The sequence below is a fragment of the Winogradskyella sp. UBA3174 genome (genome assembly GCF_002364335.1).
In the GTDB taxonomy this organism is placed as follows: Bacteria; Bacteroidota; Bacteroidia; order Flavobacteriales; family Flavobacteriaceae; genus Winogradskyella.
Map to the genome: position 1 here is coordinate 57,244 of NZ_DEXW01000037.1, position 25,026 is coordinate 82,269.

29 protein-coding genes and 1 pseudogene are annotated in these 25,026 nt (G+C 32.8%); 16 read left to right on the forward strand and 14 right to left on the reverse strand.

All coding sequences use genetic code 11. The annotated features are described in order from the left end of the window. Window positions 1-3: 3 nt before the first annotated feature. Entirely contained in the window at window positions 4-825 is an 822-nt protein-coding gene (locus B2U95_RS05190) for a carboxypeptidase-like regulatory domain-containing protein (RefSeq protein WP_296313494.1), read from the reverse strand. A 107-nt stretch (window positions 826-932) separates the two neighbouring features. Between B2U95_RS05190 and pepE the strand changes: the two genes are divergently transcribed. Next, window positions 933-1,640, forward strand: coding sequence for a dipeptidase PepE (gene pepE / locus B2U95_RS05195; protein ID WP_296313496.1), 708 nt, complete (start codon window positions 933-935; stop codon window positions 1,638-1,640). A gap of 1 nt (window position 1,641) precedes the next feature. Here the strand turns inward: pepE and B2U95_RS05200 are convergent, their stop codons facing one another. Beyond that, window positions 1,642-2,067, reverse strand: coding sequence for a GNAT family N-acetyltransferase (locus tag B2U95_RS05200; protein WP_296313498.1), 426 nt, complete (start codon window positions 2,065-2,067; stop codon window positions 1,642-1,644). Window positions 2,068-2,355: 288 nt separating this feature from the next. Between B2U95_RS05200 and B2U95_RS16290 the strand changes: the two genes are divergently transcribed. Both B2U95_RS16290 and B2U95_RS16295 read left to right on the forward strand, forming a co-directional pair. Continuing rightward, the gene (locus B2U95_RS16290) at window positions 2,356-2,493 is read left to right on the forward strand and encodes a hypothetical protein (RefSeq protein WP_414727665.1); all 138 of its coding nucleotides are present in this window, start codon (window positions 2,356-2,358) and stop codon (window positions 2,491-2,493) included. 54 nt (window positions 2,494-2,547) lie between these two features. Then, window positions 2,548-2,697, forward strand: a complete 150-nt coding sequence (locus B2U95_RS16295) for a M48 family metalloprotease (RefSeq protein ID WP_414727666.1) — start codon at window positions 2,548-2,550, stop codon at window positions 2,695-2,697. Window positions 2,698-2,987: 290 nt separating this feature from the next. Here the strand turns inward: B2U95_RS16295 and B2U95_RS05210 are convergent, their stop codons facing one another. Continuing rightward, window positions 2,988-3,383: an ankyrin repeat domain-containing protein gene (locus B2U95_RS05210; protein WP_296313501.1), complete on the reverse strand. Its 396-nt coding sequence runs from the start codon at window positions 3,381-3,383 to the stop codon at window positions 2,988-2,990. Between the two features lie 263 nt (window positions 3,384-3,646). Here B2U95_RS05210 and gpmI point away from each other — a divergent pair, with 263 nt between their 5' ends. Continuing rightward, window positions 3,647-5,164, forward strand: a complete 1,518-nt coding sequence (gpmI, locus tag B2U95_RS05215) for a 2,3-bisphosphoglycerate-independent phosphoglycerate mutase (RefSeq protein ID WP_296313503.1) — start codon at window positions 3,647-3,649, stop codon at window positions 5,162-5,164. 40 nt (window positions 5,165-5,204) lie between these two features. After that, window positions 5,205-5,603 (forward strand): BT0820 family HAD-type phosphatase, encoded by a 399-nt coding sequence (locus tag B2U95_RS05220; protein ID WP_296313505.1) that lies wholly within the window; start codon window positions 5,205-5,207, stop codon window positions 5,601-5,603. Window positions 5,604-5,607: 4 nt separating this feature from the next. Here B2U95_RS05220 and B2U95_RS05225 read toward each other — a convergent pair whose 3' ends face one another. Next, window positions 5,608-6,873, reverse strand: coding sequence for an acetyl-CoA hydrolase/transferase family protein (locus B2U95_RS05225; protein WP_296313507.1), 1,266 nt, complete (start codon window positions 6,871-6,873; stop codon window positions 5,608-5,610). Between the two features lie 122 nt (window positions 6,874-6,995). On the opposite strand from B2U95_RS05225, the gene map reads away from it, so the two are divergent. From map to B2U95_RS05245, 4 genes are all read left to right on the forward strand, one after another. After that, window positions 6,996-7,814, forward strand: coding sequence for a type I methionyl aminopeptidase (map, locus tag B2U95_RS05230; protein ID WP_296313509.1), 819 nt, complete (start codon window positions 6,996-6,998; stop codon window positions 7,812-7,814). A 93-nt stretch (window positions 7,815-7,907) separates the two neighbouring features. Next, window positions 7,908-8,192: a hypothetical protein gene (locus B2U95_RS05235; RefSeq protein WP_296313511.1), complete on the forward strand. Its 285-nt coding sequence runs from the start codon at window positions 7,908-7,910 to the stop codon at window positions 8,190-8,192. Between the two features lie 58 nt (window positions 8,193-8,250). Then, complete coding sequence (locus tag B2U95_RS05240) at window positions 8,251-9,015, forward strand: class I SAM-dependent methyltransferase (RefSeq protein WP_296313515.1); 765 nt, start codon at window positions 8,251-8,253, stop codon at window positions 9,013-9,015. 25 nt (window positions 9,016-9,040) lie between these two features. After that, window positions 9,041-9,409, forward strand: coding sequence for a DUF423 domain-containing protein (locus tag B2U95_RS05245; protein WP_296313517.1), 369 nt, complete (start codon window positions 9,041-9,043; stop codon window positions 9,407-9,409). 143 nt (window positions 9,410-9,552) lie between these two features. Here the strand turns inward: B2U95_RS05245 and B2U95_RS05250 are convergent, their stop codons facing one another. From B2U95_RS05250 to B2U95_RS05260, 3 genes are read right to left on the reverse strand one after another with little or no spacing between them, the layout of a single operon-like run. After that, window positions 9,553-10,533, reverse strand: coding sequence for an FAD:protein FMN transferase (locus B2U95_RS05250; RefSeq protein WP_296313519.1), 981 nt, complete (start codon window positions 10,531-10,533; stop codon window positions 9,553-9,555). 1 nt (window position 10,534) lies between these two features. Next, window positions 10,535-10,912 (reverse strand): Na(+)-translocating NADH-quinone reductase subunit F, encoded by a 378-nt coding sequence (locus tag B2U95_RS05255; protein ID WP_296313521.1) that lies wholly within the window; start codon window positions 10,910-10,912, stop codon window positions 10,535-10,537. Window positions 10,913-10,932: 20 nt separating this feature from the next. Then, the gene (locus B2U95_RS05260; RefSeq protein ID WP_296313523.1) at window positions 10,933-11,799 is read right to left on the reverse strand and encodes a DUF4846 domain-containing protein; all 867 of its coding nucleotides are present in this window, start codon (window positions 11,797-11,799) and stop codon (window positions 10,933-10,935) included. A gap of 208 nt (window positions 11,800-12,007) precedes the next feature. Between B2U95_RS05260 and B2U95_RS05265 the strand changes: the two genes are divergently transcribed. From B2U95_RS05265 to B2U95_RS05280, 4 genes and pseudogenes are all read left to right on the forward strand, one after another. Further along, on the forward strand, window positions 12,008-12,949 hold the full coding sequence (locus tag B2U95_RS05265; RefSeq protein WP_296313525.1) for an NAD-dependent epimerase/dehydratase family protein: 942 nt from the start codon (window positions 12,008-12,010) through the stop codon (window positions 12,947-12,949). Window positions 12,950-13,205: 256 nt separating this feature from the next. Continuing rightward, a pseudogene (locus B2U95_RS05270) lies at window positions 13,206-13,595 on the forward strand (S41 family peptidase); the annotation flags it as partial. 3 nt (window positions 13,596-13,598) lie between these two features. Further along, on the forward strand, window positions 13,599-13,979 hold the full coding sequence (locus tag B2U95_RS05275) for a cupin domain-containing protein (RefSeq protein ID WP_296313527.1): 381 nt from the start codon (window positions 13,599-13,601) through the stop codon (window positions 13,977-13,979). A 78-nt stretch (window positions 13,980-14,057) separates the two neighbouring features. Further along, on the forward strand, window positions 14,058-14,498 hold the full coding sequence (locus B2U95_RS05280; protein WP_296313530.1) for a Na(+)-translocating NADH-quinone reductase subunit F: 441 nt from the start codon (window positions 14,058-14,060) through the stop codon (window positions 14,496-14,498). A gap of 81 nt (window positions 14,499-14,579) precedes the next feature. Here the strand turns inward: B2U95_RS05280 and nqrF are convergent, their stop codons facing one another. From nqrF to B2U95_RS05310, 6 genes are all read right to left on the reverse strand, one after another. Continuing rightward, complete coding sequence (gene nqrF, locus B2U95_RS05285; protein WP_296313532.1) at window positions 14,580-15,890, reverse strand: NADH:ubiquinone reductase (Na(+)-transporting) subunit F; 1,311 nt, start codon at window positions 15,888-15,890, stop codon at window positions 14,580-14,582. Window position 15,891: 1 nt separating this feature from the next. Beyond that, entirely contained in the window at window positions 15,892-16,617 is a 726-nt protein-coding gene (gene nqrE / locus B2U95_RS05290) for an NADH:ubiquinone reductase (Na(+)-transporting) subunit E (protein WP_296313534.1), read from the reverse strand. Between the two features lie 74 nt (window positions 16,618-16,691). Then, complete coding sequence (locus B2U95_RS05295) at window positions 16,692-17,336, reverse strand: NADH:ubiquinone reductase (Na(+)-transporting) subunit D (protein ID WP_296313536.1); 645 nt, start codon at window positions 17,334-17,336, stop codon at window positions 16,692-16,694. Between the two features lies 1 nt (window position 17,337). Further along, window positions 17,338-18,147: a Na(+)-translocating NADH-quinone reductase subunit C gene (locus B2U95_RS05300; RefSeq protein WP_296313538.1), complete on the reverse strand. Its 810-nt coding sequence runs from the start codon at window positions 18,145-18,147 to the stop codon at window positions 17,338-17,340. A gap of 2 nt (window positions 18,148-18,149) precedes the next feature. Continuing rightward, window positions 18,150-19,358 carry an NADH:ubiquinone reductase (Na(+)-transporting) subunit B gene (locus B2U95_RS05305; protein WP_296313540.1) on the reverse strand — a complete coding sequence of 403 codons (1,209 nt, stop codon included), beginning with the start codon at window positions 19,356-19,358 and terminating at the stop codon, window positions 18,150-18,152. Next, entirely contained in the window at window positions 19,358-20,707 is a 1,350-nt protein-coding gene (locus B2U95_RS05310; RefSeq protein ID WP_296313544.1) for a Na(+)-translocating NADH-quinone reductase subunit A, read from the reverse strand. Before B2U95_RS05310 ends, B2U95_RS05305 begins: the two co-directional genes overlap by 1 nt. A 162-nt stretch (window positions 20,708-20,869) precedes the next feature. On the opposite strand from B2U95_RS05310, the gene B2U95_RS05315 reads away from it, so the two are divergent. The 3 genes from B2U95_RS05315 (at window position 20,870) to apaG (ending at window position 24,010) form a co-directional block, all read left to right on the forward strand. Next, window positions 20,870-22,120 carry a DUF5103 domain-containing protein gene (locus B2U95_RS05315; RefSeq protein ID WP_296313546.1) on the forward strand — a complete coding sequence of 417 codons (1,251 nt, stop codon included), beginning with the start codon at window positions 20,870-20,872 and terminating at the stop codon, window positions 22,118-22,120. 68 nt (window positions 22,121-22,188) lie between these two features. Then, complete coding sequence (locus B2U95_RS05320) at window positions 22,189-23,565, forward strand: pyridoxal phosphate-dependent decarboxylase family protein (protein ID WP_296313549.1); 1,377 nt, start codon at window positions 22,189-22,191, stop codon at window positions 23,563-23,565. Window positions 23,566-23,623: 58 nt separating this feature from the next. Further along, window positions 23,624-24,010, forward strand: coding sequence for a Co2+/Mg2+ efflux protein ApaG (gene apaG, locus B2U95_RS05325; RefSeq protein WP_296313551.1), 387 nt, complete (start codon window positions 23,624-23,626; stop codon window positions 24,008-24,010). Here the strand turns inward: apaG and B2U95_RS05330 are convergent. Beyond that, complete coding sequence (locus tag B2U95_RS05330) at window positions 24,007-25,014, reverse strand: DUF6695 family protein (RefSeq protein WP_296313554.1); 1,008 nt, start codon at window positions 25,012-25,014, stop codon at window positions 24,007-24,009. The genes apaG and B2U95_RS05330 overlap by 4 nt on opposite strands. Window positions 25,015-25,026: the final 12 nt, after the last annotated feature.

A 25,026-nucleotide genomic window follows, 5' to 3' on the forward strand; every position in this document is an offset into this window, starting at 1 on the left:
CTATTAATCAGTTTTCTTGTTCTCATCTTTCAAAAAAAGTTTACTTTTTTGGTTTATCACTTCTAAAAGTTCTAACTCTTTTCCATAATTAAGAAGGTTGAAATCAAAGTTTTCTTCTTCAACATAACGTATAAACTCTTCTATTCTATGCCTAGGTATACCAAAGTTATCTAATAAAAACTCTGATCCCAAAAAGTATTTAATAGACTTTGCAGGTACATCTGGCACACCTAATTCCTTTTTATTTCTAACTTCTGATCTAAATAGAGGTATTAATAACTGATCTACAACATTAATTATATTAAGACCATTTACAAGTGGTTTGTTTTGTGAAGTTATATTTGTAATAGCAATATCTGATCTTGTAAAATCTGATTCACTTTCATTAAGTCTTCTTTCTTGTTTTACACCAAAATAAATAGCTTCATATTTTGGCTTAAATGTTTGCACAGAACTAACATCTGTTATCAGATTCCCTGACAGACGGCTGTCACTGATAACTATTTCATCTAATTGATTAATTTCTTCAATTAAAAAAATCTTCATTCGTTTAGATTGAATGATAGCAGCATTAACAACTACATTAAAGTCTTGATATTTTAATGCCCTAAACTCAATAGTATCACTAAGCTTAAGCTTAAGTTTAAATTCACCTTTAGTATCACTAACAGTACCTTTGTTTGACATTTTATTGAATATAACAATACCTTCAATATCATTACCTTCAACAATAATCTGACCTTTTACATTAATTTGATTGTTTTCTTGAGAAAAGAGAAAACTACTTAAGCTCAACATAAAAAATAAAAACGCTAATTTTTTCATCTTTTTCCTTTTATTAAAGATACTATTTAAGTTTGTCTTAGTAGGCATTATACTACATAAACTTTTATTCAACTCAATGTTTACTTAAATTTGCTAAAATTTAAATTTTGAAATCAATTTTAATTGCGAGTACTTCAACTATTCATGGCAGCGGTTATTTAGAATATCTATTAGATGAGCTTAAAGTTCATTTCAAATCTGCTCAAGAAATTCTATTTATTCCTTATGCAAGACCAAGTGGCATTTCTCATGATGATTACACTAAAATTGCTTCAAAAGCATTTCATTTAATTGGTAAAACAGTTAAAGGGATACATGAGTTTGATAATCCTAAAGATGCGATTAGTAACGCTGAAGGAATTTTCACAGGAGGAGGTAATACGTTTGTTTTGGTTAATCAGCTCTACAAAAACAAAGTTATATCATTACTTAAAAAGGCCGTAGAAAATGGCACACCCTATTTAGGCACTAGTGCGGGTAGTAATATTTGTGGCTTAACGATGAATACCACCAACGATATGCCAATAGTTTATCCACCAACTTTTAAGACTTTAGGTTTAGTACCATTTAACATAAACCCTCACTATTTAGACCCAAAACCAGGCAGCAAACACATGGGAGAAACTAGAGAAACTCGGATTAAAGAATTTCTGGCACACAACTCACAACCAGTAATAGGACTAAGAGAAGGCAGTTGGATTGAAGTAAAAGGAAATAATCTAACTTTAAAAGGAACCTTAGATGCAAGAATTTTTGAATACAACAAAGCTCCTTATGAAATAAACCCTAATTCTGATTTAGGCTTTTTAAAATAAATTAAATTTTCTTAAAGAAGTGATAACCCCAAATTTCGTAACCTTTGTTATAATAAAACTTATGCGAAGGGTAGTTTTGAACATAAGTGTTTAGCTCCATAGAATTATATCCTTTTTCTGTAACATAATTCTGTATCCAGTTCATGAATTTTTTACCTAATCCTTCATCTCGATATTTTGGTTGAATAAAAACATGGTCTAATTCTACAGATTTGCCGACATAATGACGTGTACAGAACCACAAGCCAGTAACTCCTACTAAATCTTTACCATCAAATATTACTGCACATTCATAATTTTGATTCTTCATTTCATTAAATCTAGATTTGAGAAGCTCTTTACTAACTTTAGCTTCATTAAGCTCATACACTAATGGTATAATTACATCTAAATCGTCATTCGGTAGTATTCTAAACTGATAAGGCATAGTCTGTTATTAATAGGATAAAAATAATTTAAATACTTATATAAAACGGCAACTCTACCATTAAAAGGATGACTTTTCAATAAAATCATGTGTTAAACTTTTGTAAATGAATTATTATGAGAAGTAAAAAATTTAAAATTAGAATTTTTATTGCTTTAGCTGTTGTTGCTTTTGCTTTTTTTAAAGAAAGTGTAGCCAAGAAGAGGTTAGTCCTTACACAGGAAAGACTCAAGCCGTTTCGCTATCACCAGAACAAGAGATACTATTGGTTAACAAAGCGCTCGTGGTATGGCACAACAACACAGTGGATTGCATCCTCGAAAGGATTATCAAGCTTTGGTTGACGATGTGGGCAGCAAGCTAGTTAATAATAGTGTTGCCAAAAAAACACACTACAAATATAAGTTTCATCCCTTAGCTGATTAGCAAACCATTAACGCATTTGTATTACCTGGTGGACAAATCTTCATCACTTATGCATTGTTTTCTCAACTACAAAATGAAGACCAACTCGCAGGTGTTATAGGTCATGAAATTGGACATGTTTTAGGAAAACATTCCAACGGACGTATTACTAATGCTAACTTTTGGAACGTTAATGCTCTGGATGGTTCTGTCATTGATACTTGAATTGTAGCTCAAAAAATGGGACAAGGTCAACTTTTAAAAAATGGAAGAGGTGACGAATTAGAAAGCGATGAACTTGGCGTACAATTTATGATGGACGCTGGTTATACCCTGAAGAAATAATTGGTGTAATGGAAATTTTAAAGGCTGCAGATCGTCCAAATCGTGCACCAGAGTTTCAGAGTTCGCATCCAGATCCAGAAAATAGAATCTATAAGAAATTACAGAAACAAAAAGCGTCTTAAATTACTAAGACGCTTTTTCAACTAACTAACTCAAATAATTATCTACTCCTAGATATTTTTCTTTTTAAAACGCTTTAAAAATAGTTCAGCATCTTTGGCATTTGCTTTTTTAGCATACGCCAAAGCTGTATAACCTTCATCACAAGTAGCATGTACCTCAGATCCGGCTGTTAATAATACTTTTATTAATTCTACACGGTTGTACTTTGCCGCATAATGAATAGGACGCAAACCATTAGATTTTGCATTAACATCCGCTCCTTTCTTAATTAATTTTTTTACAGTTACAATATCTCCTGTTGCTACTGCTTTACACAAAGGACTAACTTCTACTCTTTTTTCAACGTTTACTTCAGAATTTAAAGATAACGTACTGTTAAATGCATTTAAACTTGAAATTGAAAAGCCTAATGCTAAGGCAAATACTACTACTGTTTTTTTCATGATGAAAGATTTTAAAATTTAATTGATTTGTTTTTTGATTATACTATAGGAGACGGTATTTATTCAGATCTGTTACACCTAAAAAATTATATAACATATATTTAACGATTTGGAAACAAATCTGTTAAGAGTATCACAAAAAGAATTAGTGTGTATTACTAGGTCTTCAGAATAGTAATTTGGAGTTTACATCTTAAATTTTCTTCTGTGTAAATTTATTATAGTATTGTATATCTTATCTTTGGATTACTAAAACTATTTTAATGAACAAAAAGGTTATACTGATGATACTAGATGGCTGGGGAACATCACCAGATCCAAAAGTATCTGCCATCGATAATGCACAGACTCCATTTATAGATTCTCTTTATAAAAACTATCCTAATGCCAGCCTAAGAACTGACGGCCTCCATGTTGGGTTACCAGAAGGCCAAATGGGCAATAGTGAAGTTGGACACATGAATTTGGGTGCAGGCAGAATTGTATACCAAGATTTAGTAAAAATTAACTTAGCCGTAAAAAATAAAACACTAGAACAAGAACAAGTTTTAAAAAATGCTTTTGAATATGCTAAAACTAATAATAAGAATGTACACTTATTAGGTTTAGTGAGTGATGGTGGTGTACATTCTCACCTCAATCATGTTTATGGATTAATTGATGCTGTGAATGACTATGGATTAAAAGATGTTTTTGTTCATGCTTTTACAGATGGCAGAGATGTAGACCCAAAATCTGGTTACGGCTTTATTTCAGAACTCGAAGATTATTTAAACAAAACAACAGGCAAGCTTGCAACAGTTACTGGTCGCTACTATGCTATGGATAGAGATAAACGTTGGGAACGCGTAAAACTAGCCTATAATGCTTTAGTTAATGGAGTAGGCACTCAAACTAAAAACGTATTAAAAACTATTAATGATAACTATAAGGAAAACATTACAGACGAATTTATAAAACCTTTGATTATCATAGATGATAATAACAAACCGACCGCTACCATAAAGGATGATGATGTTGTTATATTTTTTAATTTTAGAACAGACAGAGGTCGTCAATTAACTGAGGTTTTGTCTCAAAAAGATTTCCATGAATATAATATGCACAAACTAGATCTTCATTATGTCACCATGACAAACTACGATGAAAACTACAAAGGCATTAATGTAATTTTCAATAAAGACAACTTAAAAGAGACTTTAGGTGAAGTTTTAGAAAAACACAATAAAAAACAAATAAGAATCGCTGAAACTGAAAAATACCCACACGTAACTTTTTTCTTTTCTGGTGGCCAAGAAGCTCCTTTTAAAGGAGAGACAAGACTTTTAAGAAATTCGCCAAAGGTTGCTACATACGATTTAAAGCCAGAAATGAGTGCTTATGAATTACGTGATGCTTTAATTCCTGAATTAGAAAAAGGTAAAGTAGATTTTGTGTGTTTAAATTTTGCGAATGGCGACATGGTTGGTCATACAGGTGTTATGGAAGCTGCTATTAAAGCTTGCGAAGTCGTAGATAAATGTGTCAAAGATGTCATAAAAACTGCCTTAGACAATAATTATACAACCATACTAATTGCGGATCACGGCAATTGTGAAACTATGATTAATCCAGATGGTTCTCCCAATACAGCACATACTACTAATCCAGTTCCTATTATTTTAATAGATAAAGATATTAAAGCAATTGAAGATGGTGTTTTAGGTGATATTGCACCAACAATTTTAAAATTAATTGGTCTCCCTCAGCCCAAAGCAATGACACAACACAGTCTAATTTAGGCTCAATTTTGTACTTTTGCTTTTTAACTGAGCTTGTATAATGAATTTTCAAGATAAATTAATAATAGCTGTAGATTTTGATGGTACTATCGTAGATGATGCCTATCCTAAAATTGGCAAAACAAGAATCTTTGCATTTGAAACGTTGAAACGCCTTCGACAAGATGGACATCGCCTAATCTTATGGACGTATCGCTCGGGTGGAAAATTAGAAGAAGCTGTAGGTTTTTGTAAAGAAAATGGTATTGAGTTTTATGCCGTAAACGCGAGTTTTCCTCAAGAACGTTTTGACTATAGCAGAAGCCGAAAAATTCACGCGGACTTATTCATCGATGATAGAAATATTGGTGGTATTCTCGGTTGGGGAGAAGTCTATCAATTAATTACCAATGAAACACCAGATATAAAAAACCAAAAAAAGAAATGGTGGCAATTTTAACGCCTTAAACCATTTCAAAATAAGCCTTATCTATTTCTTCTCTGTGATCTGGATGTGCAATATTAACTAAAGCTTTTACACGCTCCTTTATTGTTTTACCATACAAACTAGCAATACCATATTCCGTAACCACATAATGAACATGAGCTCTCGTTGTTACCACTCCTGCTCCAGGTTTTAATGCTGGTACTAATCTACTTATTCCCTTTTTAGTTACAGATGGCAATGCAATAATAGCCTTACCGCCCTCACTTAATGATGCACCACGCATAAAATCCATTTGACCACCAACACCAGAGTACATACTCGACCCAATAGAATCTGCACAAACCTGTCCGGTTAGATCAACTTCAATTGCAGAGTTTATAGCTACCATTCTTGGATTTTGCTTAATAAACGCTGTATTATTTGTGTAGTTTGAAGCCCGCATTTCTACAAATGGATTATCATCTACATAATCATATAAACGTTTAGATCCCATTAAAAAAGTGGAAAGTGCTCGACCACGATTAATCTTTTTATAATTACCATTTATAACATTACTTAATATTAAATCTATAACCCCATCTGAAAACATTTCGGTATGCAAACCTAAATCTTTATGACTTGTTAACTGGGTTAATACCGCATTAGGAATAGAACCAATACCCATCTGCAATGTACTTCTATCCTCTATTAGACGCGCTACATAATCACCAATTTTACTTTCAATTTTAGTAGGCTCAGCCATTAAATGTATGGGAAGCTCATCGTTACACTCTACAAAATAGTCAATTTCGGTATGATGTATTATACCTGCACCATGAGTCCTCGGCATATTAGTGTTAATTTGTGCAATCACACACTTAGCATTATCTATAGCTGCTAAAGATGCTTCTACAGAAACCCCCAAAGAACAATAACCATGCTTATCTGGGACAGAGACATGAATTAATACAACATCTAGTTCAATAATTCGTTGCTTGAAAAGACGTGGCAATTCACTCAAAAAAACTGGTGTGTAAGAACCATTACCTGCCTTTAATGTATGTCTTACATTTTTTCCGATAAAAAAGGAATTGACATGAAAACTATCTTTTAAGTCTGGATTAGCATAGGGAGCTTCACCCTCTGTGTGTAATTGACATATTTCTACATTTCTTAACTCTTCATGCCTGGCAGACATTGCTTTTATTAAAGCTTGAGGTGCTGCTGCAGCTGCTTGAATATAGACTTTATCATTAGACTTTATAACTTTTACAGCGTCTTCTGCACTAACCGTTTTATACATGTCTTCTAAATTTAGAATGCAAATTTATGGTAGAAAAGGGGGTTAAAAACTGTTTTATATCATGTTTTAACGAAACTTTAAATTATTATAATTACCTATCTTTGCGGCTCAATTAATTAATCATGATTATAGTAAAAACTGCAGCCGAAATTGAATTAATGCGCCAAAGCGCACTCATCGTATCTAAAACCTTAGGCATGTTGGCTAAAGAAGTTAAAGAAGGTGTTACAACCAATCATTTAGATACTATTGCAGAAGCATTTATAAGGGATCATGGTGCATTACCGGGTTTTAAAGGACTTTACGATTGCCCTTCTACGTTATTATGTAGTGTAAATGAGGCTGTAGTACATGGATTGCCAACAGATATTCCTTTAAAGGATGGTGATATTGTATCTATAGACTGTGGTTCTATAATGAATGGTTTTTATGGTGACCATGCATACACATTCGAAATTGGTAATGTAGATGAAGCCACTAAAAAATTAATCCGTGTTACAAAAGAATCTTTATATGTTGGGATTGAACAATTAAAGGTTGGAAATCGTGTTGGTGATGTAGGTTTTGCAATTCAACAACATTGTGAAGCTGAAGGTTATGGTGTGGTTCGCGAATTAGTTGGCCATGGTTTAGGACGTAAAATGCACGAAGACCCAGAAATGCCTAACTATGGCAGACGTGGTAGAGGTAAAAAATTTATTGAAGGTATGGTTGTAGCCATTGAGCCTATGATAAATATGGGAACTCACAAGGTAAAGCAACTAAAAGATGGTTGGACTATAGTAACACTAGACGGAAAACCAAGTGTTCATTTTGAGCATGATATTGCTATTGTAAACGGTCAACCAGAAATTCTTTCGACTTTTGCTTATGTCCATGAAGCGCTTGGCATTACTAGTGAAAGAGAGAATCATTTTAGACAAAAAGCGTTAGTATTATAAACTAACTCACTATGCTGAAAAAAATAATGTTCTGGTCATTAGGAATAAATAAGTACACTCTTTATTCTATTTATTTTATAGCTCATATTCGTTGTGAAAATTGGTCCCGTTGATACCAATAAAGAAAAAAGTATGGTAGTTACTGGTATTGTTGACAGTCTTTACTCAAGTGGAGTATATGATTTCGTTTTTATTTTAAAAGATAACAGTAATATATACTACATTAATCGCGCGCTCGAAAATGGTATTGATTTACAACGCTTTAATAATGATTTAATTGGTGAAGAAATTACATTATGGCATGCTAAATCTAGAGCTTCAAATGGAGGCCATATGATGCATTTAAAACATAAAGATTCTATCTATTATACCGAATGAAAAATCCCTTTAGAAAGTGAAAATTAAAATCTATTTTTGACTAGATTAATAATAGCCATTGAAAAATTTATTCAAACTAGTTCTTAATAATGTTCCAAGACCCTTATTAATTAAGTTAAGCTATTTAGTGAAACCTCTTTTAGCCATAATTTTAAAGGGAACTAAGTATACAGATCCAATAGACGAAAAAAGTTTTAGAACCTTTCTACCTTATGGTTATGGTAAACAAAGACCTAATGTCTTATCACCTTCTACCCTTTCTTTAGAGCGACACAGATTACTTTGGTTATATCTTAAAAATGAAACAGATTTCTTTGCAGAAAACTTAAAAGTCTTACACTTTGCACCAGAGCAATGTTTTTTAAATCGATTTAAAGAACTAAAAAACTTAGATTACACTACTACAGATTTACTATCTCCTATTGCAGATGTTAAAGCAGATATATGCGACCTTCCGTTTGAAGATAATAGTTATGATGTTATTCTGTGTAATCACGTTTTAGAACACATTACAAATGACACTAAGGCAATGCAAGAATTATACAGAGTCATGAAACCTAGAGGTTATGGTGTTTTTCAGATTCCGCAAGATTTAAATCGTGCAGAAACATTTGAAGACGATACTATAACTGACAGAACTGAACGCGCAAAAATCTTTGGTCAGTACGATCATGTTCGAGTTTATGGTCGTGATTATTTTGACAAGCTTAGAGCTATAGGTTTTAAAGTTGAAGAAGTTGATTATACGGCTCAGTTTTCAAATGAAGCGGTTGATAAATACAGATTAGCCAAAGGTGAAATTATTCCTTTAGTTTATAAATAACAATAGTTTACTAAATATCACTTTAATGACACAACAAATTATAATTGTTACAGCTGCATTTTTTGGAATGTTATCAGTAATCCTTGGTGCTTTTGGCGCACATGCCCTAAAGAAAATTTTATCTAAAGACCAATTACATAGTTTTGAAGTTGGTGTAAAATACCAAATGTATCATGCTATTGTATTACTAGCTTTGGGTTTTAACCCTAATACTTTAACGTCTGCAACATACTGGTGCTTCACAATAGGTATTATATTATTCTCTTTTAGTATTTACGGCTTAGTATTGTCTGATGCTAAAGGGAAAAAGCTTCGGCTCTTAGGCCCTATTACTCCAATAGGTGGTTTGCTTTTAGTTATTGGTTGGTTATTATTACTGATTAATGCTTTTTAAGAAAATTCTGTTGTAATAGACATGAAATTATTCCTATAGTATTCAAATAAAAAAACCTGAACCAAACGAATAAGGCTCAACTTTTTTAAATGATGATAAATAGCAATTATTAAGACACCATAACTTTCATTAAGTCACTTATACTATTCAGGAAAATCATTTAGATTAAGTGTTTGTAGCGAATTTTCTTTATCCTCATAAATAAAATAAGCTTTTAGCTCTTTATGAGCGTACAAGAAATCTCTAACCTTCTCTAAACCCATGGCCTGAAAAGCAGTAGCATAACCATCTGCTGTCATGCAATCTGGTGCAATAACAGAAACACTTAAAATATTTGTTTTTGTAGGATATCCTGTTCTAGTATTTATAATATGTGCATAACGGTTTCCCTCTTCGTCAGTTTTAAATTTACGATACGTTCCAGAGGTTGCCATAGCTTCATCAATTAGTACCACCACTTTAGAATAAGATTGAGTACCATCAAAATTAGGATCATCAATACCAACTGTCCAACCTTTTCCGCTTTCTAAATTAACGCCAGAAACGCGCAAGTCACCTCCAATATCAACAAGATAATTATCGACATCCTTAGAGTCCAAAAATTCTGCAATAACATCTATACCATAACCTTTAGCGATGGCATTAAACTCTAAATAAGATGCTTTAGGTTTCTTAACCGTTAGGTCTTTAATACCAACTCTATTAAACCCAACATAGCGCATTAAACTATCTATAGTTGTACTATCTGTTAAAAATTTGTTTTGCTCTGCACCAAAATTCCACGCATTAACCACATTACCAATTGTTGGGTCAAAAGCTCCTTCAGTTTCTCTATAAATCACCTTTGATGATTCAAAAACATGTTTAAAATGATTATCAATTGTCGTTATTTCATTTCTATTTAATTTAGAAATATCAGAATTTGGAATGTATGTTGAAAGGGATTGATTGACAATATTAAATAAACTATCAATCTGATTTTGATAGTTTCTATTATCTTCAGAATAGTATTGTATATTAAAACCAGTACCAAATATTGGACCTGAAAGTTTCACATTAGTGGGTGGTTGTTCAGAACAGGAAAAAAGCGTAATTATTAATAAAATTGCAATTAGTTTATTCATATTAATTCAAATTCATTTCTATGATCTGAATACCATTGTATTCAATAAGATATTCTTCGTTTAAATATATTGGTAAATCTTCACCTTTAGGGTTTGCTATACCTACACCAGCGTATAAAACCTTAGCATCTTTTTCGTAAGCATGCTTCTTGAAAGTTTCCATCCAAACGATATCATAATTATTTGGATTCTCGGGAAGAATTACAGCTCTAACAACCACAAAAAAGTATTGACTTTTCTTATCTATACAAACAAATTGTGGATGACGTTTTAACTTACTATTAATAGCTACAAATTCAAAACCACGGGCTTCTAGGTCCTTACCTACGTGGTTCATAGCTAGGTTATGAATTTCTTGTGGTGATAGTTGTTTACTCATATTACAAAGATACAAACTTGCTATTTAAATCTTACAAATTTCGAACTACTAAACGTGTAATTTGAAATAGGAACTACAGCATCATCTTCTAGCTGATACCAGGGAGACCTATTAGAATCTTCTATATTTTTAACCAAATGAACACTTTGGGCTGGCGTATTGCCTTGAAATAGTAGAAAAAGCTTTTCACCTTTCTCATTAACAGCTTCATCTGCAAGCATTACAATATGACCTGGAGAACCTCCTTTAATGAGCATATCGCCTATTTGTAAATCTTTTGCTTTAATTGATTTTAGTTCATTATATAATGATAAAGTACCCGAATACATAAAGATTAAATTTAAGTACTTATAGAAGTTTTCTTTTGAATAATTAGCACTTTCTGTTTTATGAAACGTTACTTTATTGCCTTTAATTTTTGGTCTAAAACCTTCGGCATATTTTAACCATGAGCAATAATGACCAGACGTAAATTTGAAACCTATTTCATTCTTTCTGTTATTATCCCAAAGGTATTCGCCTCTAATTCTAATCAAAGCATCTGCACATTGTTGTAAGCCATTTTTAGGCACTGGTATTTCTAAAATACCTATATGACCGTCTTGCCAGTAGTATTTGGTGTCATCATAATTTATAATTTTGCTTCCGAAGGATTTTAACTTGTAATTTCTTAAGTAATTTTCAAAACTTCCTTTTTTATATGCTGTACGTTTATAGTTTTCAGGAACATTAACCCTAGATTTTATAGTTAAACTATCCTTATTAATTAAGCTTGATGTTTCAACAATTGCAGCACCACTATTTGCGACTTTTGTAAGAGGCTTTAATTGAAATGCTAAAACTATAAATGCAATAATTAGAAATAAAAACAATAGTACTTTCTTCATAGTAACTTGAACGTAAAAAAATTAGATATTGTTATATGACTAATAAAATTATGTAACTTTATATTTCTAATTTCAGAGCATCAATAATTAGTACAAACCCAATTACTATCTCTACTTCATCTGCTTAAAACATACGTTATGGTAGCATCATTTAACATGATGTTCTTTTTGACTTTATTAAACTATAATTAACGCAATCAAAAACATTATGAAAACAGTAGGCATAATCGGTGGATCTGGCTTTATAGGAAGTCACACAACAAAACAATTTTTAGAGCAAGGTTACAAAGTAAAAGTATCTGCAACAGATATTTCTAAACCAGAAAAATATCAACACTTAAAACAACTTCCTAACGCAGATCATTTAGAAATCGTTCCACTTAAAGTAGAAAACAAAGCGCAATTACAAAATTTTATTAATGGTTGTGACGTTGTAGTTCATGGTGGTACACCTTTTAAACTAGATTTTGAAGATGCCAAAGCAGAATTGTTTGACCCAACAATAAAAGGCACTGAGAATTTTCTTGAAATTGTAAACAAAGCTCCTCAGGTTAAAAGGGTTATTTTTATTGCTTCAGTTGCTGCATATAACACCAATTTCCCAATGCCAGCAGGAAATAAAAATCCTAATGAAACTGTTAACGAGAATGATACGCCTTATACAAGTAAAGAAAGTCATCCCTATGCTCAAGCAAAATTTATTGCTAACCAGACAGTTTCAAAATTTATAGAAGATAATCCTAATGTAGGTTTCGAAATTTCGAGTGTTTCACCAACTTTTGTTATTGGAAAACAATTATCTAAAAGAGAAGATTCTACTTCATCAGGAATGCAGTTCTTATTTAAAAATAAAATTGCTCCTAATCCATTTATGCAGATGATGTATGACAATGATGTAGAATTTGCGATGGTAGATGTTAAAGATGTTGCAAACGCAATCTATAAATTAACAACCAAAACCGGCTTACATGGAAAAAACTATTTATTAAGCAGTGAAAGCTGGAAGATTTCAGATATTTCTGCGATGTTAAATAACGAAGCACCAAAAGGTAATGGTAGAGTAATTTATCAAAATGATGCTGCAAAACAGGATTTAAACATAGAATTTAGTCCAGCGTTGGTTGCTCTAAAAGCATTTAATTCAAAATAATATTATTATAAATTGAATATCTAACACAACAAGAAAAACAGAACACCCTAACAGCATGAAACCATATTATTTATCCCTAATTATAAGTTTATTTTTATTTAACGGCATTGCTAAAGCTCAAGACACTTACTTTACATCAGACCCAACGTTATCAACAAAAGGACAAATAATTATCTTTAGCTATGATGGTGATTTATGGAAGGTTTCAGCAACAGGTGGTGAAACACTCCGTTTAACAGCTATGCGTGGAGAAGAAACACTTCCTCGAATATCACCAGACGGCAAGTGGTTAGCTTTTAGCGCTACGCAATATGGAAATAAAGATGTCTACGTCATGCCAATTAATGAGCAAACGCTTAGTGATGCAGAAGTAACTTCAGCTGACTTTAAAGAGTTAGGTTTAGGTAAAGTGGTTGGAACAGAAACATATCGTTGGATTATCTTCACATCAGGCGCAAGTTTAGTAGATGGCTCATTTTACCGCTTACCATCTTGGGGCTGTTACACATTAAGTGGTGACAATTTAGAGTTTACAGGTGTTAAGCCAGACATTTATGTAAAAGAAGACTTCAAAGATAGACTAACAGGGAATCAACCACAATTAGATAAAGCTATTGAAGAGATAATGAATAGTTTGAAACAATAATTTATGATTAAATACCTTAAAAGCATATTCTTCTGTGCAGTATTAATTTTGGCTACTTTTAGTTGTGACCAAAACCAAAAATTACCAGACCCATTAGAAGCAGGTTGGAATGGTGAAGCTGTATGTGAAATTTTAGAAGACAACGTTAAATTAAGAGTACTTAAATGTACTTTTGAGCCTGGTGTAGGACACGAGAAACATTATCACAATCCACATGTTGGCTATACAATTACTGGTGGTAAATTTAGAATTACCGATACCAACGGCACAAGAGAGGTAGATGTACCAACTGACTATAGTTTTAGTAAAGATGAAATAACCTCACATGAAGTATTAAATATAGGAGAAACTACTGCTGTCTTTTTAATTATGGAATATAAATAGACCTAAAAAGATTAATCATTTATTGAAATTCATTTCGTTTTTTGTATCTTTTAACTTGAAAAAGAAAACTCCACTGTTATGATTACTTCAATTCGTTTTGATAGCGCTATTAATAAATTATACAACGCCTTCCATAATAACACCTTAAATCCTGAGGATTGCAAACAATGTGCTGTTGGCAACATATTAGACAATAAAGATAGTTGGCAACATTTAACCGATTTTCATGGCACAAAAAAATTGAATTATTTAGGTTTAATTCATCAAAATTTAGATCGGAAATTTAATGGATATACACCTTTAGAGTTGCTTCAAATTGAAGCTGCATTTTTAAAAGGCTGTGATTATAAATTGACTCCATCAAGACGTTTACACAGACCAAAACATTTTAATGATACTATTTTATTTAACGGCTTATGTAAAGTTGTTTCACAGCTCTGTACATTAGATAATATAGAAAACGTTATGGATTGCTCAGCGTTGTTTAAATTTGAAGAACAACTAGAGCCTCAGTCTTAAATTATTAAAATTCTTATGTAACAAAAAAACCAACTCTTAAGAGTTGGTTTTTTTGTTATATGTTATAACTATTATGAAAGTTTACCCTCCAAAGTCATCAAATCTAATGTGCTCATCTGCTATCCCATAATCCTCACCCATTTTCTGGACCGCTTGGTTCATTAATGGTGGTCCACAAAAATAGAGTTCAATATCTTCTGGTGTCTCGTGAAGACTTAGGTAGTTATCTATTACACAATTGTGAATAAATCCTACAAAACCATCACCAGCTTCATCATTAATATCAGTTTTAACTTTCCAATTATCTTCCTCCATTGGCTCAGAAAGTGCCATATAAAACCTAAAGTTAGGAAAATCATTTTCTAATTTTCTAAAGTGCTCAATGTAGAATAGCTCACGCTTAGAACGCCCACCATACCAATAAGTTACTTTACGACCTGTTTTAATAGTTCTAAATAATTCATATAAATGAGAACGCATTGGTGCCATACCTGCTCCACCACCTACGTAAAGCATTTCGCTTTCAGACTCATTAATAAAGAATTCACCATAAGGTCCAGATATTGTTACTTTATCCCCTGGCTTCTGAGCAAAAATATAGGATGACGCTATACCTGGATTGACTTTCATCCAACCGTTATTAGCACGATCCCAAGGCGGAGTTGCTATACGTACATTAAGCATAATTTCGCGTCCTTCAGCAGGGTAAGACGCCATAGAATAGGCTCTTTCTACAGTTTCTGTATTCTTCATCACTAAAGGCCAAATTCCGAATTTATCCCATTCAGCTTGAAACTTATCTGGAATATCATGTTCTTCTGGGTGAGCTGTAATATCCATATCAGAGAATTTAATCTCGCAATTAGGAATTTCAATCTGTATATATCCACCAGCTTTGTAACCCATATCCTCAGGGATCTGAACAACAAATTCCTTAATAAATGAGGCTACATTATAGTTTCTTACAACTGTTGCTTCCCATTTCTTAATACCAAATACTTCTTCAGGAATAGTGATTTCCATGTCCTGTTTCACCTTTACTTGACAAGATAAACGTGCTCCATGTGCCAATTCTTTTCTCGAAAAGTGAGGAGTCTCCGTTGGAAGTGCTTCACCTCCACCAGATAAAACATCGCATTCACATTGAATACAAGTTCCACCTCCACCGCATGCAGATGGTAAAAATATTTTATTAGCACTTAAGGTATTTAACAAAGTACTTCCTGAGGCTACTTCAATTTCGCGTTCACCGTTAATGGTAATCTTTACGGGACCAGATGGTGATAATTTTTGTTTAACAAATAATAACAAACTCACAAGCATGAGTGTAATTAATAAAAATGCTGCTACTGTTGCTATTACAGTTCCTAATGTTCCTGCTGCTAAAATCATACTATTCTACATTTTTAGTGTTATCTGCTAATTTCTTAGCATTGTCTTCAGACTTAATTTGTTCTACTTTAACGGTTGGTTCAGAAGCTGGTTTTTCTTCTTCATCTCCACCTGTTAACATCCCACCGAAACTTAAAAAGCCAATACCCATTAAGCCGGTTATAATAAATGTAATTCCTAAACCTCTTAAAGGTGCAGGCACATTACTGTATCTAATTTTTTCACGAATAGCTGCAATTGCTAAAATGGCTAAAAACCATCCAATACCAGAAGAAATACCGTAATTTACGGCTAATCCTAATGTTTCAATTTCACGAGATTGCATAAATAATGAACCACCTAAAATGGCACAGTTTACAGCAATTAATGGTAAAAATATACCTAAAGAGTTATACAGTGATGGAGAAAACTTCTCTACCACTATTTCTACTAATTGTACCATAGTGGCAATAGTTGCAATAAACATTATAAAGGATAAGAAACCTAAATCGTAATCGGCATATTCCGACCCTAACCAACTTAATGCACCTGGTTGTAATAAATATTGATCTAACAACCAGTTTAAAGGCACTGTAATAGCCAATACAAAAATTACGGCAGCACCTAGACCTACTGCTGTTGCAACTTTTTTTGATACCGCTAAATACGAACACATACCTAAGAAAACGGCAAATACCATGTTATCTATAAATACAGCTTTGAAAAACAATTCTAAATGTTCTATCATTTTTTTATTTTTTTAGTAATAATTTTCAGTCTTTCAATTGACTGTAAACTGAGTGACTATTGACCGCTTACTTTTTAATCTTCGATTAAATCCTTATTTCTACTACGTTGCACCCAAATAATTAAACCAACAATTATTAATGCCATTGGTGGCATTAACATAAAACCGTTGTTCTCATAACCAATTGAAAAGACTCCTGTTTTTTCAATTGGATCTCCTAATACAGGATATCCCATCAAAGTACCAGCACCTAACAATTCTCTAAATATGCCGACAATCACAAGAATCACTGCATAACCTAAAGCGTTCCCAATACCATCTAAGAAAGATCTGTAAGGACCGTTGGCTAGAGCAAATGCTTCAAAACGTCCCATAATTATACAGTTCGTAATAATCAATCCAATAAATACAGAAAGTGTTTTACTTAATTCAAAAGCATAAGCCTTTAAAACTTGATCTACAATAATTACCAATGAAGCAACTACGATAAGCTGAACGATAATTCTGATTTTTGACGGTATAATATTTCGCATTAAGGATATGACAACATTACCAACTCCCATAACAAATAATACAGCAACTCCCATTACTAGAGAAGCCTTAAGATCTGCAGTAATTGCTAGTGCAGAACAGATACCTAGAACTTGTATTGTAATAGGATTATTATCTGCTAATGGATCTGTAATTAACTTAGCGTCTTTTTTTGATAGTAGTCCCATACTAATTCGTTTTTATATTTAAATTCTGAAAAAATGGCATATACAATTTTAAATCTTTCCTTATCATTGCCGATATACCATCTCCTGTTATCGTTGCACCAGCTAAGGCATCAACTGCATGATCTTCTTTTCTTTCGTTTTTAGGATCATTATTCCCTTTAGCTACAGCAATACCTTTAAAGACACCGGCTTCAGTTAACAAGCGTTCGCCATAAAAATCATCCATAAAGTAACGTTGCTTAATGTTTGATCCTAGACCAGGTGTTTCGGCTGCATGATCGAAAAAGGTCCCTTTAACCACCATATTTTCATCTAGAGCAACAAATCCCCAAATAGCATCCCAAAGTCCTTTTCCTCTTATAGGTGCTATATAAACCGTTTTACCGTCTTGTTGACCTACAAATAATGGTAAGAATCTAGATTCTCCTTTTTTTGCTCTTGCTTGCTGCTTTTTAACATCAATTAAATAAGGTTCCTTGCCTTTACCTTCGTCTTTAGAATCAATGAATTCTTGACGTGTCATTTTACTGATGATTTTTCCGTCTTTCGACTCTAAAACTAATTGCTCAGAAACATTAGTAGAAAACTTGTCAGCTACCTCCTTAGTAGATACGAAAACAATATCTCCAGTACCTTCATTTTCATTTACTCCTAAAGCATACAAAATATTCTGCTGCTTTTCCATACGCTCATTCTCTTTAATTTGCGGCTTTAGAGAAGACGCGGTAAAAGCTAATAAAGAACCAACAATTACAACCATTGCTATTGCAAATAGTATTGTGTATGAATTTTTGTCTGTGTTAACTGCCATAATTATGCTATTTTAACTTTTAAACGTTGCATTCTGCGTTTTACATTTGCTTGTATAACGTAATGATCTATAGTTGGTGCAAAAACATTCATTAATAAGATTGCTAAGAATACACCTTCTGGATAGGCTGGGTTAAATACACGAATCATAATAGATATAAAACCTATTAAGAAACCATAAATCCATTTTCCTTTATTAGTCTGTGATGCGGTAACAGGATCTGTTGCCATATAAACAGCACCAAACAAAATACTACCTATAATTAAATGTTGCCAGAATGGTACGTTCATTAATCCGTAGAATTTACTTGAATCAGATATCCATCCTGCATCAACAACACCATTAAAAATTAAGCCCATAGCTAAAGCACCGACTACAGTACTCAACATAATTCTCCAACTCCCAATCTTGGTAAAGATTAAGAATAAAGCCCCTATGATGATTAGAAATTTTGATGTTTCACCAACAGAACCTGGTATAATTCCCCAAAACATATCCCAATAATCGTAACCTAGTGCTCCATTGTTTTGAGCTAAACTTCCCAGTATCGTTTCTCCAGAAATAGCATCTGGCGTTCCTGCCATTTCAGTTGCTCCATGAACCCATACTTTATCACCAGACATCCATGTTGGATAAGCAAAAAATAGGAATGCACGGATTGTAAGTGCCGGATTTAAAATATTCATTCCTGTACCTCCAAAAACTTCTTTACCGATAACAACACCGAAGATAACTGCTACAGATAACATCCATAATGGAATATCGATAGGTACAATTAATGGCACTAACATACCTGTCACTAAATACCCTTCTTCTACTTCGTGTCCTTTAATGATAGCAAATACAAATTCTACTGCTAAACCAACACCATAAGAAACAGCTACAAGTGGTAATACTGTCCAAGCACCTATAATTAGGTTATCTAATGTCCAAAATGAAGCTCCTATAAACCCATCTGCAGACTCTATTAAACCTTGTGCTAAATAATGCTGATAACCAGCATTAAACATACCAAATATTAAACATGGTACTAAAGCTATGATTACCGTATTCATGGTACGCTTTAAATCGTCAGCGGCCTTAATATGAGTACCATTATGAGTCGTCTCATTTGGCATATATAAAAATGTAAAAAGCGCATTAAAACCTGGAAGCCACTTTTTATCTATATTCTTTTGCTTAAAATTATGTAAACTACTTTTTAAACCCATTATCCTATCTCTTTTAACATTAAGTCTAAACCTTCTCTTATAATTTTTTGATGTGGTTGTTTAGACACACATACAAACTCTGTCAGTGCAAAATCTTCTGGCGCAACTTCGTACATACCTAAAGCTTCCATTTCATCTAAATCTTGATACATACATGCTTTTAAAATCTGCATCGGAAAAATATCTAAAGGAAATACCTGTTCATAGTTCCCTGTAATTACAAAAGCACGATGTTCACCGTTAGTATTTGTATTTAAAGCAAACTTCTTATTTGGTGTTAACCAAGAAAATGTTAACGCTCTTGATGTTGATACTTTATCGAATACCGGCTTATTCCAACCAAAGAATTCGTAATCATCACCTTCAGGAATTACCGTAATTACATTACTGTAATAATCTAAATTACCATCCGGCTTAATCTGTTTTCCTGATAATACGTTACCTGAAATAATACGATCATTACCATCTTGCTCTACTCCATTATCGTAAACCATAGTTGCTATTTCAGAACCAATCTTAGTTTTAAAATACCTTGGCTTTTTAACTGAAGAACCTGCTAAAGCTACAATACGCTCTGCATTAAATTTCCCTGTTAATAAAAGCTCTCCTATAATTACTAAATCTTGTGCATTAACCGTCCAAACTACCTCGCCTTTGTTTACTGGACTAACTTTATTTATTAAAGTCCCAACATTCCCTGAAGGATGTGGCCCAGAAACATTATGAGTTGTTGTGTTATTTAGATTCGCTAGTGGCGAATTAGAACTACCTACAGAAATATGAACTCCACCTTCTGTAAGTTTTGACAATGCTGTAACGGCAGCCTGTAACTCTGCGTCTTTACCTGCTAAAGCATAATCTAAATTAGCTGCTAAAGGTGCACTTGCATAGCCTGAGACAAAAATCGCTTTTGGTGTTCTGTCTGCTTTTGCTACAACATCATAGGGACGTTGTTTTATAAAAGCCCAACAACCAGAAGCTAGTAAATGTGACTTTACTTTATCTGCATCGGCAGATAAATCAAATTTACCATGATCTAAGTGTTGTTGCTCTTTGTCGGCAGTAATTTTAATACCGTCTATACGACGTCTTGGTCCACGTTGAACCTCTGTTACTTCTCCAGAAACTGGAGACACAAATTTCATATCCTCATTGTCTTTATTGTAAAACAAAGTTTCACCTGCCTTGACATGGGTACCTTCTTTTGCAACAAGTTTTGGTATAATACTGTGGAAATCTTCGGGTCTAATAGAATAGAAATTGCTAACAATGGCAGCTTCTGTAGCTTGTTCGGCTTCACCGACTAGCTTAATATCTAAACCCTTTTTTATTCTGATGTCTTTTGACATATACTTTAAAGATTAGTTGTCTAAAAATCGATGCAAATTTACGAATTATTGCTTAATTAATTTTCATATTAAAACATCTTTTTTATTTATAGTGATTATAAATAAGTTAAATACATTAAGGCATAGATTTTGACTATCTTTAAATAATTGTAGCAATTAACAATGAATAAAAATATTTATAGCGTCTTATTATTTTTAGTTATTCCTTTTATTTTATTTTCTCAAGTCGAAGAAGTTAATCCTCCCGATTTCATTAAAACTATAAAATTTAACAGTAATACCACACAAGGTCAGCTCCCTATATTAAAGTTAGGAGAACCTTTAGTTTTAGAATTTGATGCCCTAAATGGAGATGAAGAAGATTTTTATTATGTCATAAAACACTACAACTACGATTGGACACCATCTGTGTTAGTAAAAGGAGAATACCTTAAAGGGTTAGATAATCAACGTATTTTAACTTATGATAATTCTTTTAACACCTATCAAATATACTCGCATTACGATTTAACGATACCCAACTCACAAACGCGAGCACTTCTTAAAAGTGGTAATTATATGATTTTAATCTACGATGACTATGATGAATTAATGTTTAGCCGAAAATTTATGATTTATGAAGATGTCGTAAATGTTGGCGTAATGGTAAAACGGTCTAGAGACGTAAAAGTAATCGCTGAAAAACAATCTATAGATATAAAAATATTTACAAATAGTATCAATTTTAATAACCCTTTAGAAACCGTTAAAGCTCTAATCATTCAAAATAACAATCTCAATACATCCATTTCAGATTTAAAACCACAATATACATTAGGCAACGAATTAATATATCGCTATGATACAGAATCCGCTTTTTGGGGTGGAAATGAATATTTGTTTTTTGAAAACAAGGATGTTAGGGCAGCTAATGTTGGAGTACAATTTATTGATTTAAAAGAACTTTATCATGGCTATTTATTTACTAATGAGCCACGTAAAGGCCGTCCGTATACATATAACCCTGACATTAATGGTAATTTCATCACAACAGCTATAGATAGAAGTGATGTTGATGTTGAAGCAGATTATACTATGATTCATTTTTCGCTAGCGCAGCAGCAGCTCAAAGACAAGAGCATATACATTTATGGTAACTATAATGCATTTGCATTGAATGAACTCAACCAAATGATATTCAATACTGAAAGCAACCGCTACGAATGCACAATACGTTTAAAACAGGGGTTTTATAACTACAAATATGTCGCTGTAGATAAATCGACAGGCATTTTAGATGAGGGAGCTATTGGTGGTGACTATTGGGAAACAGAAAACAACTATAAAGTATTAGTTTATTATAGAGATTTAGGCTTCAGATATGATCGTCTTATTGGATATGGTGAAGCATCTTCAATAAATATTTCTAATTAAATTGTAAATTTGGGTCGTAATTAACGACTAAGAACCAATTTTAATTATTTCTTAGAAACAACCTTTAGATGCAACACGATATAGCCTTGTTTTCTCAATTATGTGATGTTTTATTTAAATCAGAAACAGAACAACCTGTTGCGTACCCTATACCAACATCAAAACTCTATAAAGAAATAGATCTCTCTTTAAATCCTAAGGGCGTTATAGAAGAAAACTTAATAAATATTCTTCATGATATTGTAAAAAGCACGCCTAAAACAGCATCAAAATCATTTTTCAATCAACTGTTTGGAGGTAGAATTGGCAAAGCAACGCTTGGTGATTTATTAGCAGTAATGCTTAACAATAGCATGTACACCTATAAAGTTGCAGGCCCACAAGTTGGTATTGAAAAACAAGTAATTGAAAATATCTGCAAACTCGCAGGTTATGCAGAAAACAGCGATGGAACGGTTGCACCAGGAGGCTCTATGAGTAATATGATGGCACTTATTATGGCGAGAGATGCAATAAGCCCATCAGTAAGAACAGCAGGCTTAACAAAGCCAATGACACTCTACACCTCCAAAGAATCCCATTATTCAATCTCTAAAAATGCAGCTTTAACAGGTATTGGAAGGGATAATGTGAGGTTGGTTAGAACAAATTCTAAAGGTGAAATGTCAGCCAAACACTTAGAAGAGTTAATACAGAACGATTCAGAAAATGGCTACCAACCTTTCTTCGTAAATGCCACAGCTGGCACAACAGTCATAGGTGCATTTGATGATACCGAAGCTATAAGTGAAGTTTGTAATAAAAATAAAGTTTGGCTGCATGTTGACGGTGCTTATTGTGGTGGTGTTATTTTTAGCAAAACCCATAAACATCTTATTCGTGGATTAGAATACTCTGATTCCTTCAGTATTAACGCTCATAAGATGTTAGGCACTCCTTTAAGTTGCTCTATTATAGTTACACAACACAAAGCACAATTGCATCATTCTTTTTCAAATGAAGCTGATTATTTATATCAAACTGATGGAGACGACTTTAATTTAGGAAAAACATCGTTACAATGCGGAAGACGAAATGATGCTCTAAAAATCTGGACACTATGGAAATCTGTTGGAACAAACGGACTAGAAGAAATTGTAGATAAACAATTTGAAATGGCAGAAATTGCCAGAAATTACATTAAAAACAATGAAGATTATAATATTTATAGTTTCGATGATTCCATATCAGTATGTTTTAACTATAAAGGTGTTGATGCTAAAGAGTTATGCACAGCACTTTATGAAAACTCAGAGTTAATGGTCGGTTTCGGAAAGTTTAATAATCAAGAATTTATACGCATGGTCACTATTAATAGTTTATTAGAAAAAGAAGATATATTAGCCTTTTTTAGTACTCTAGAAGCTTTTGTTGCAAATAAAATGTTAAAAGTTTTTAATTCTTAACGTAAATAGTGATTCATCATTCAAAAATTATTCTATTTTAGCATACATTTCAAAATTAATGGTACAACAAGTTACAAGCGGTATAAAAATTTCGGTGGAAACCAACTTTGAAGGCACATTTTATAAGAACTATAAAGTGCACTTTGCGTTTGGTTATAAAGTAACTATTGAAAACCAAAGTAAAGATTCTGTTCAACTCAACTCAAGACACTGGAAAATACTAGACGCTCTTAATAAAGAAGAGATTATAGAAGGAGAAGGTGTAATTGGTAAGAAGCCTGTTTTAAAGCCCGGTGAATCTCATACTTATAATTCGGGTTGTTTATTAACATCACCTTTTGGTGCAATGCAAGGCTATTACAATATGGTAAACTTTACAAATACTAATAAATTTAAAGTATCTATTCCTTCTTTTAAATTGAGCGCACCTTTTGCACTTAACTAAAACTCAAAGTTTCTTATAAAATCAAATCGGAAGTGCCTAGAATCTTGTTCTATATGAAAGAATGAGCAATTCGAATTGTGTATAAATTTATAATCTGCATTGATAACAAAACCTTTTTCCTTAGTCTCATAGATTCCATCACAGTCGATATTACCGTAAGAAGATATTCGTCTAAATCTATATTCTGAATCAATTTCTAAATCATAAATCTCAAACCAAGCACCAGCAGCAATACCACTTAACCATTGTGCATGTTCAACTTTTACATCATTGTCTTTCGGTTTTAAAGTTCCGACTAAACTTGGGTCATAACCCTTTAAAACATCTAAAAATAAACGTCTATTCTCCTTACTAACAGTAGAATTAAATTTATTTATCTCACCCTGTTCTGAAACCATATAAACAAAGTCTTCAGTATCAGCAATAATAACATTTCCAATAGTACTCGGTGTAAACCATTTAGAGTTTTGTAGTTTCTTTTTTAGATCTAAATTGGTCACCGAATCAATAAGTGTATCAACAACAAAATGAGCACAATTACAGCTGTTTTTGATAAAAGCAGCATATCTAACAAAGCCCATATCTTGCATTTTGTCTATATATTCTCTAGCCAATTCATAATTTACAGAGGCACAAACAGAAGCATATAAATTTCCTTGACCATGTGTTAATTTAGAATGTGTAGCTAAAAATTTCAAAATTTCATCTAAGTTTAGAATAGTATCATTTTCAATTTTAGCCACAAGTGGGAAATTCAATTCAAAATCAGTTTCTCTTCCTCTAACTCGTCCGTTTGGTGATGGTGTAACGTAGCGTCCAAAATCATGATATTCTAAGACACCTGTCTTCTTATCTATTAACACCAATGAGGCATGGCCTGCTCTTACATGTTTACGACTCCCAATGAAAAAGAAACGTAAGAACTTAGAATACCATTCCTCAGCATGAGACACAATAGTTTCAGGATATGCTAGCGATAAAATAAAAGCGTTATTTAAATGCATAAGCATACTGTC

Bases quoted from the DNA above. Each gene is read 5' to 3' on its own strand.
- nqrF (WP_296313532.1), bottom strand. From the start codon at position 15,890: ATGATTTTAGCAGCAGGAACATTAGGAACTGTAATAGCAACAGTAGCA.
- B2U95_RS05320 (WP_296313549.1), top strand. From the start codon at position 22,189: ATGCAACACGATATAGCCTTGTTTTCTCAATTATGTGATGTTTTATTT.
- B2U95_RS05310 (WP_296313544.1), bottom strand. From the start codon at position 20,707: ATGTCAAAAGACATCAGAATAAAAAAGGGTTTAGATATTAAGCTAGTC.
- B2U95_RS05220 (WP_296313505.1), top strand. From the start codon at position 5,205: ATGAATTTTCAAGATAAATTAATAATAGCTGTAGATTTTGATGGTACT.
- B2U95_RS05300 (WP_296313538.1), bottom strand. From the start codon at position 18,147: ATGGCAGTTAACACAGACAAAAATTCATACACAATACTATTTGCAATA.
- B2U95_RS05200 (WP_296313498.1), bottom strand. From the start codon at position 2,067: ATGCCTTATCAGTTTAGAATACTACCGAATGACGATTTAGATGTAATT.
- B2U95_RS05260 (WP_296313523.1), bottom strand. From the start codon at position 11,799: ATGAAGAAAGTACTATTGTTTTTATTTCTAATTATTGCATTTATAGTT.
- B2U95_RS05245 (WP_296313517.1), top strand. From the start codon at position 9,041: ATGACACAACAAATTATAATTGTTACAGCTGCATTTTTTGGAATGTTA.
- B2U95_RS05225 (WP_296313507.1), bottom strand. From the start codon at position 6,873: ATGTATAAAACGGTTAGTGCAGAAGACGCTGTAAAAGTTATAAAGTCT.
- gpmI (WP_296313503.1), top strand. From the start codon at position 3,647: ATGAACAAAAAGGTTATACTGATGATACTAGATGGCTGGGGAACATCA.
- B2U95_RS05265 (WP_296313525.1), top strand. From the start codon at position 12,008: ATGAAAACAGTAGGCATAATCGGTGGATCTGGCTTTATAGGAAGTCAC.
- B2U95_RS16290 (WP_414727665.1), top strand. From the start codon at position 2,356: ATGGCACAACAACACAGTGGATTGCATCCTCGAAAGGATTATCAAGCT.
- B2U95_RS05275 (WP_296313527.1), top strand. From the start codon at position 13,599: ATGATTAAATACCTTAAAAGCATATTCTTCTGTGCAGTATTAATTTTG.
- B2U95_RS05255 (WP_296313521.1), bottom strand. From the start codon at position 10,912: ATGAGTAAACAACTATCACCACAAGAAATTCATAACCTAGCTATGAAC.
- B2U95_RS05295 (WP_296313536.1), bottom strand. From the start codon at position 17,336: ATGGGACTACTATCAAAAAAAGACGCTAAGTTAATTACAGATCCATTA.
- B2U95_RS05315 (WP_296313546.1), top strand. From the start codon at position 20,870: ATGAATAAAAATATTTATAGCGTCTTATTATTTTTAGTTATTCCTTTT.
- nqrE (WP_296313534.1), bottom strand. From the start codon at position 16,617: ATGATAGAACATTTAGAATTGTTTTTCAAAGCTGTATTTATAGATAAC.
- B2U95_RS05190 (WP_296313494.1), bottom strand. From the start codon at position 825: ATGAAAAAATTAGCGTTTTTATTTTTTATGTTGAGCTTAAGTAGTTTT.
- B2U95_RS05250 (WP_296313519.1), bottom strand. From the start codon at position 10,533: ATGAATAAACTAATTGCAATTTTATTAATAATTACGCTTTTTTCCTGT.
- B2U95_RS05305 (WP_296313540.1), bottom strand. From the start codon at position 19,358: ATGGGTTTAAAAAGTAGTTTACATAATTTTAAGCAAAAGAATATAGAT.
- B2U95_RS05280 (WP_296313530.1), top strand. From the start codon at position 14,058: ATGATTACTTCAATTCGTTTTGATAGCGCTATTAATAAATTATACAAC.
- B2U95_RS05330 (WP_296313554.1), bottom strand. From the start codon at position 25,014: ATGCATTTAAATAACGCTTTTATTTTATCGCTAGCATATCCTGAAACT.
- apaG (WP_296313551.1), top strand. From the start codon at position 23,624: ATGGTACAACAAGTTACAAGCGGTATAAAAATTTCGGTGGAAACCAAC.
- B2U95_RS05210 (WP_296313501.1), bottom strand. From the start codon at position 3,383: ATGAAAAAAACAGTAGTAGTATTTGCCTTAGCATTAGGCTTTTCAATT.
- map (WP_296313509.1), top strand. From the start codon at position 6,996: ATGATTATAGTAAAAACTGCAGCCGAAATTGAATTAATGCGCCAAAGC.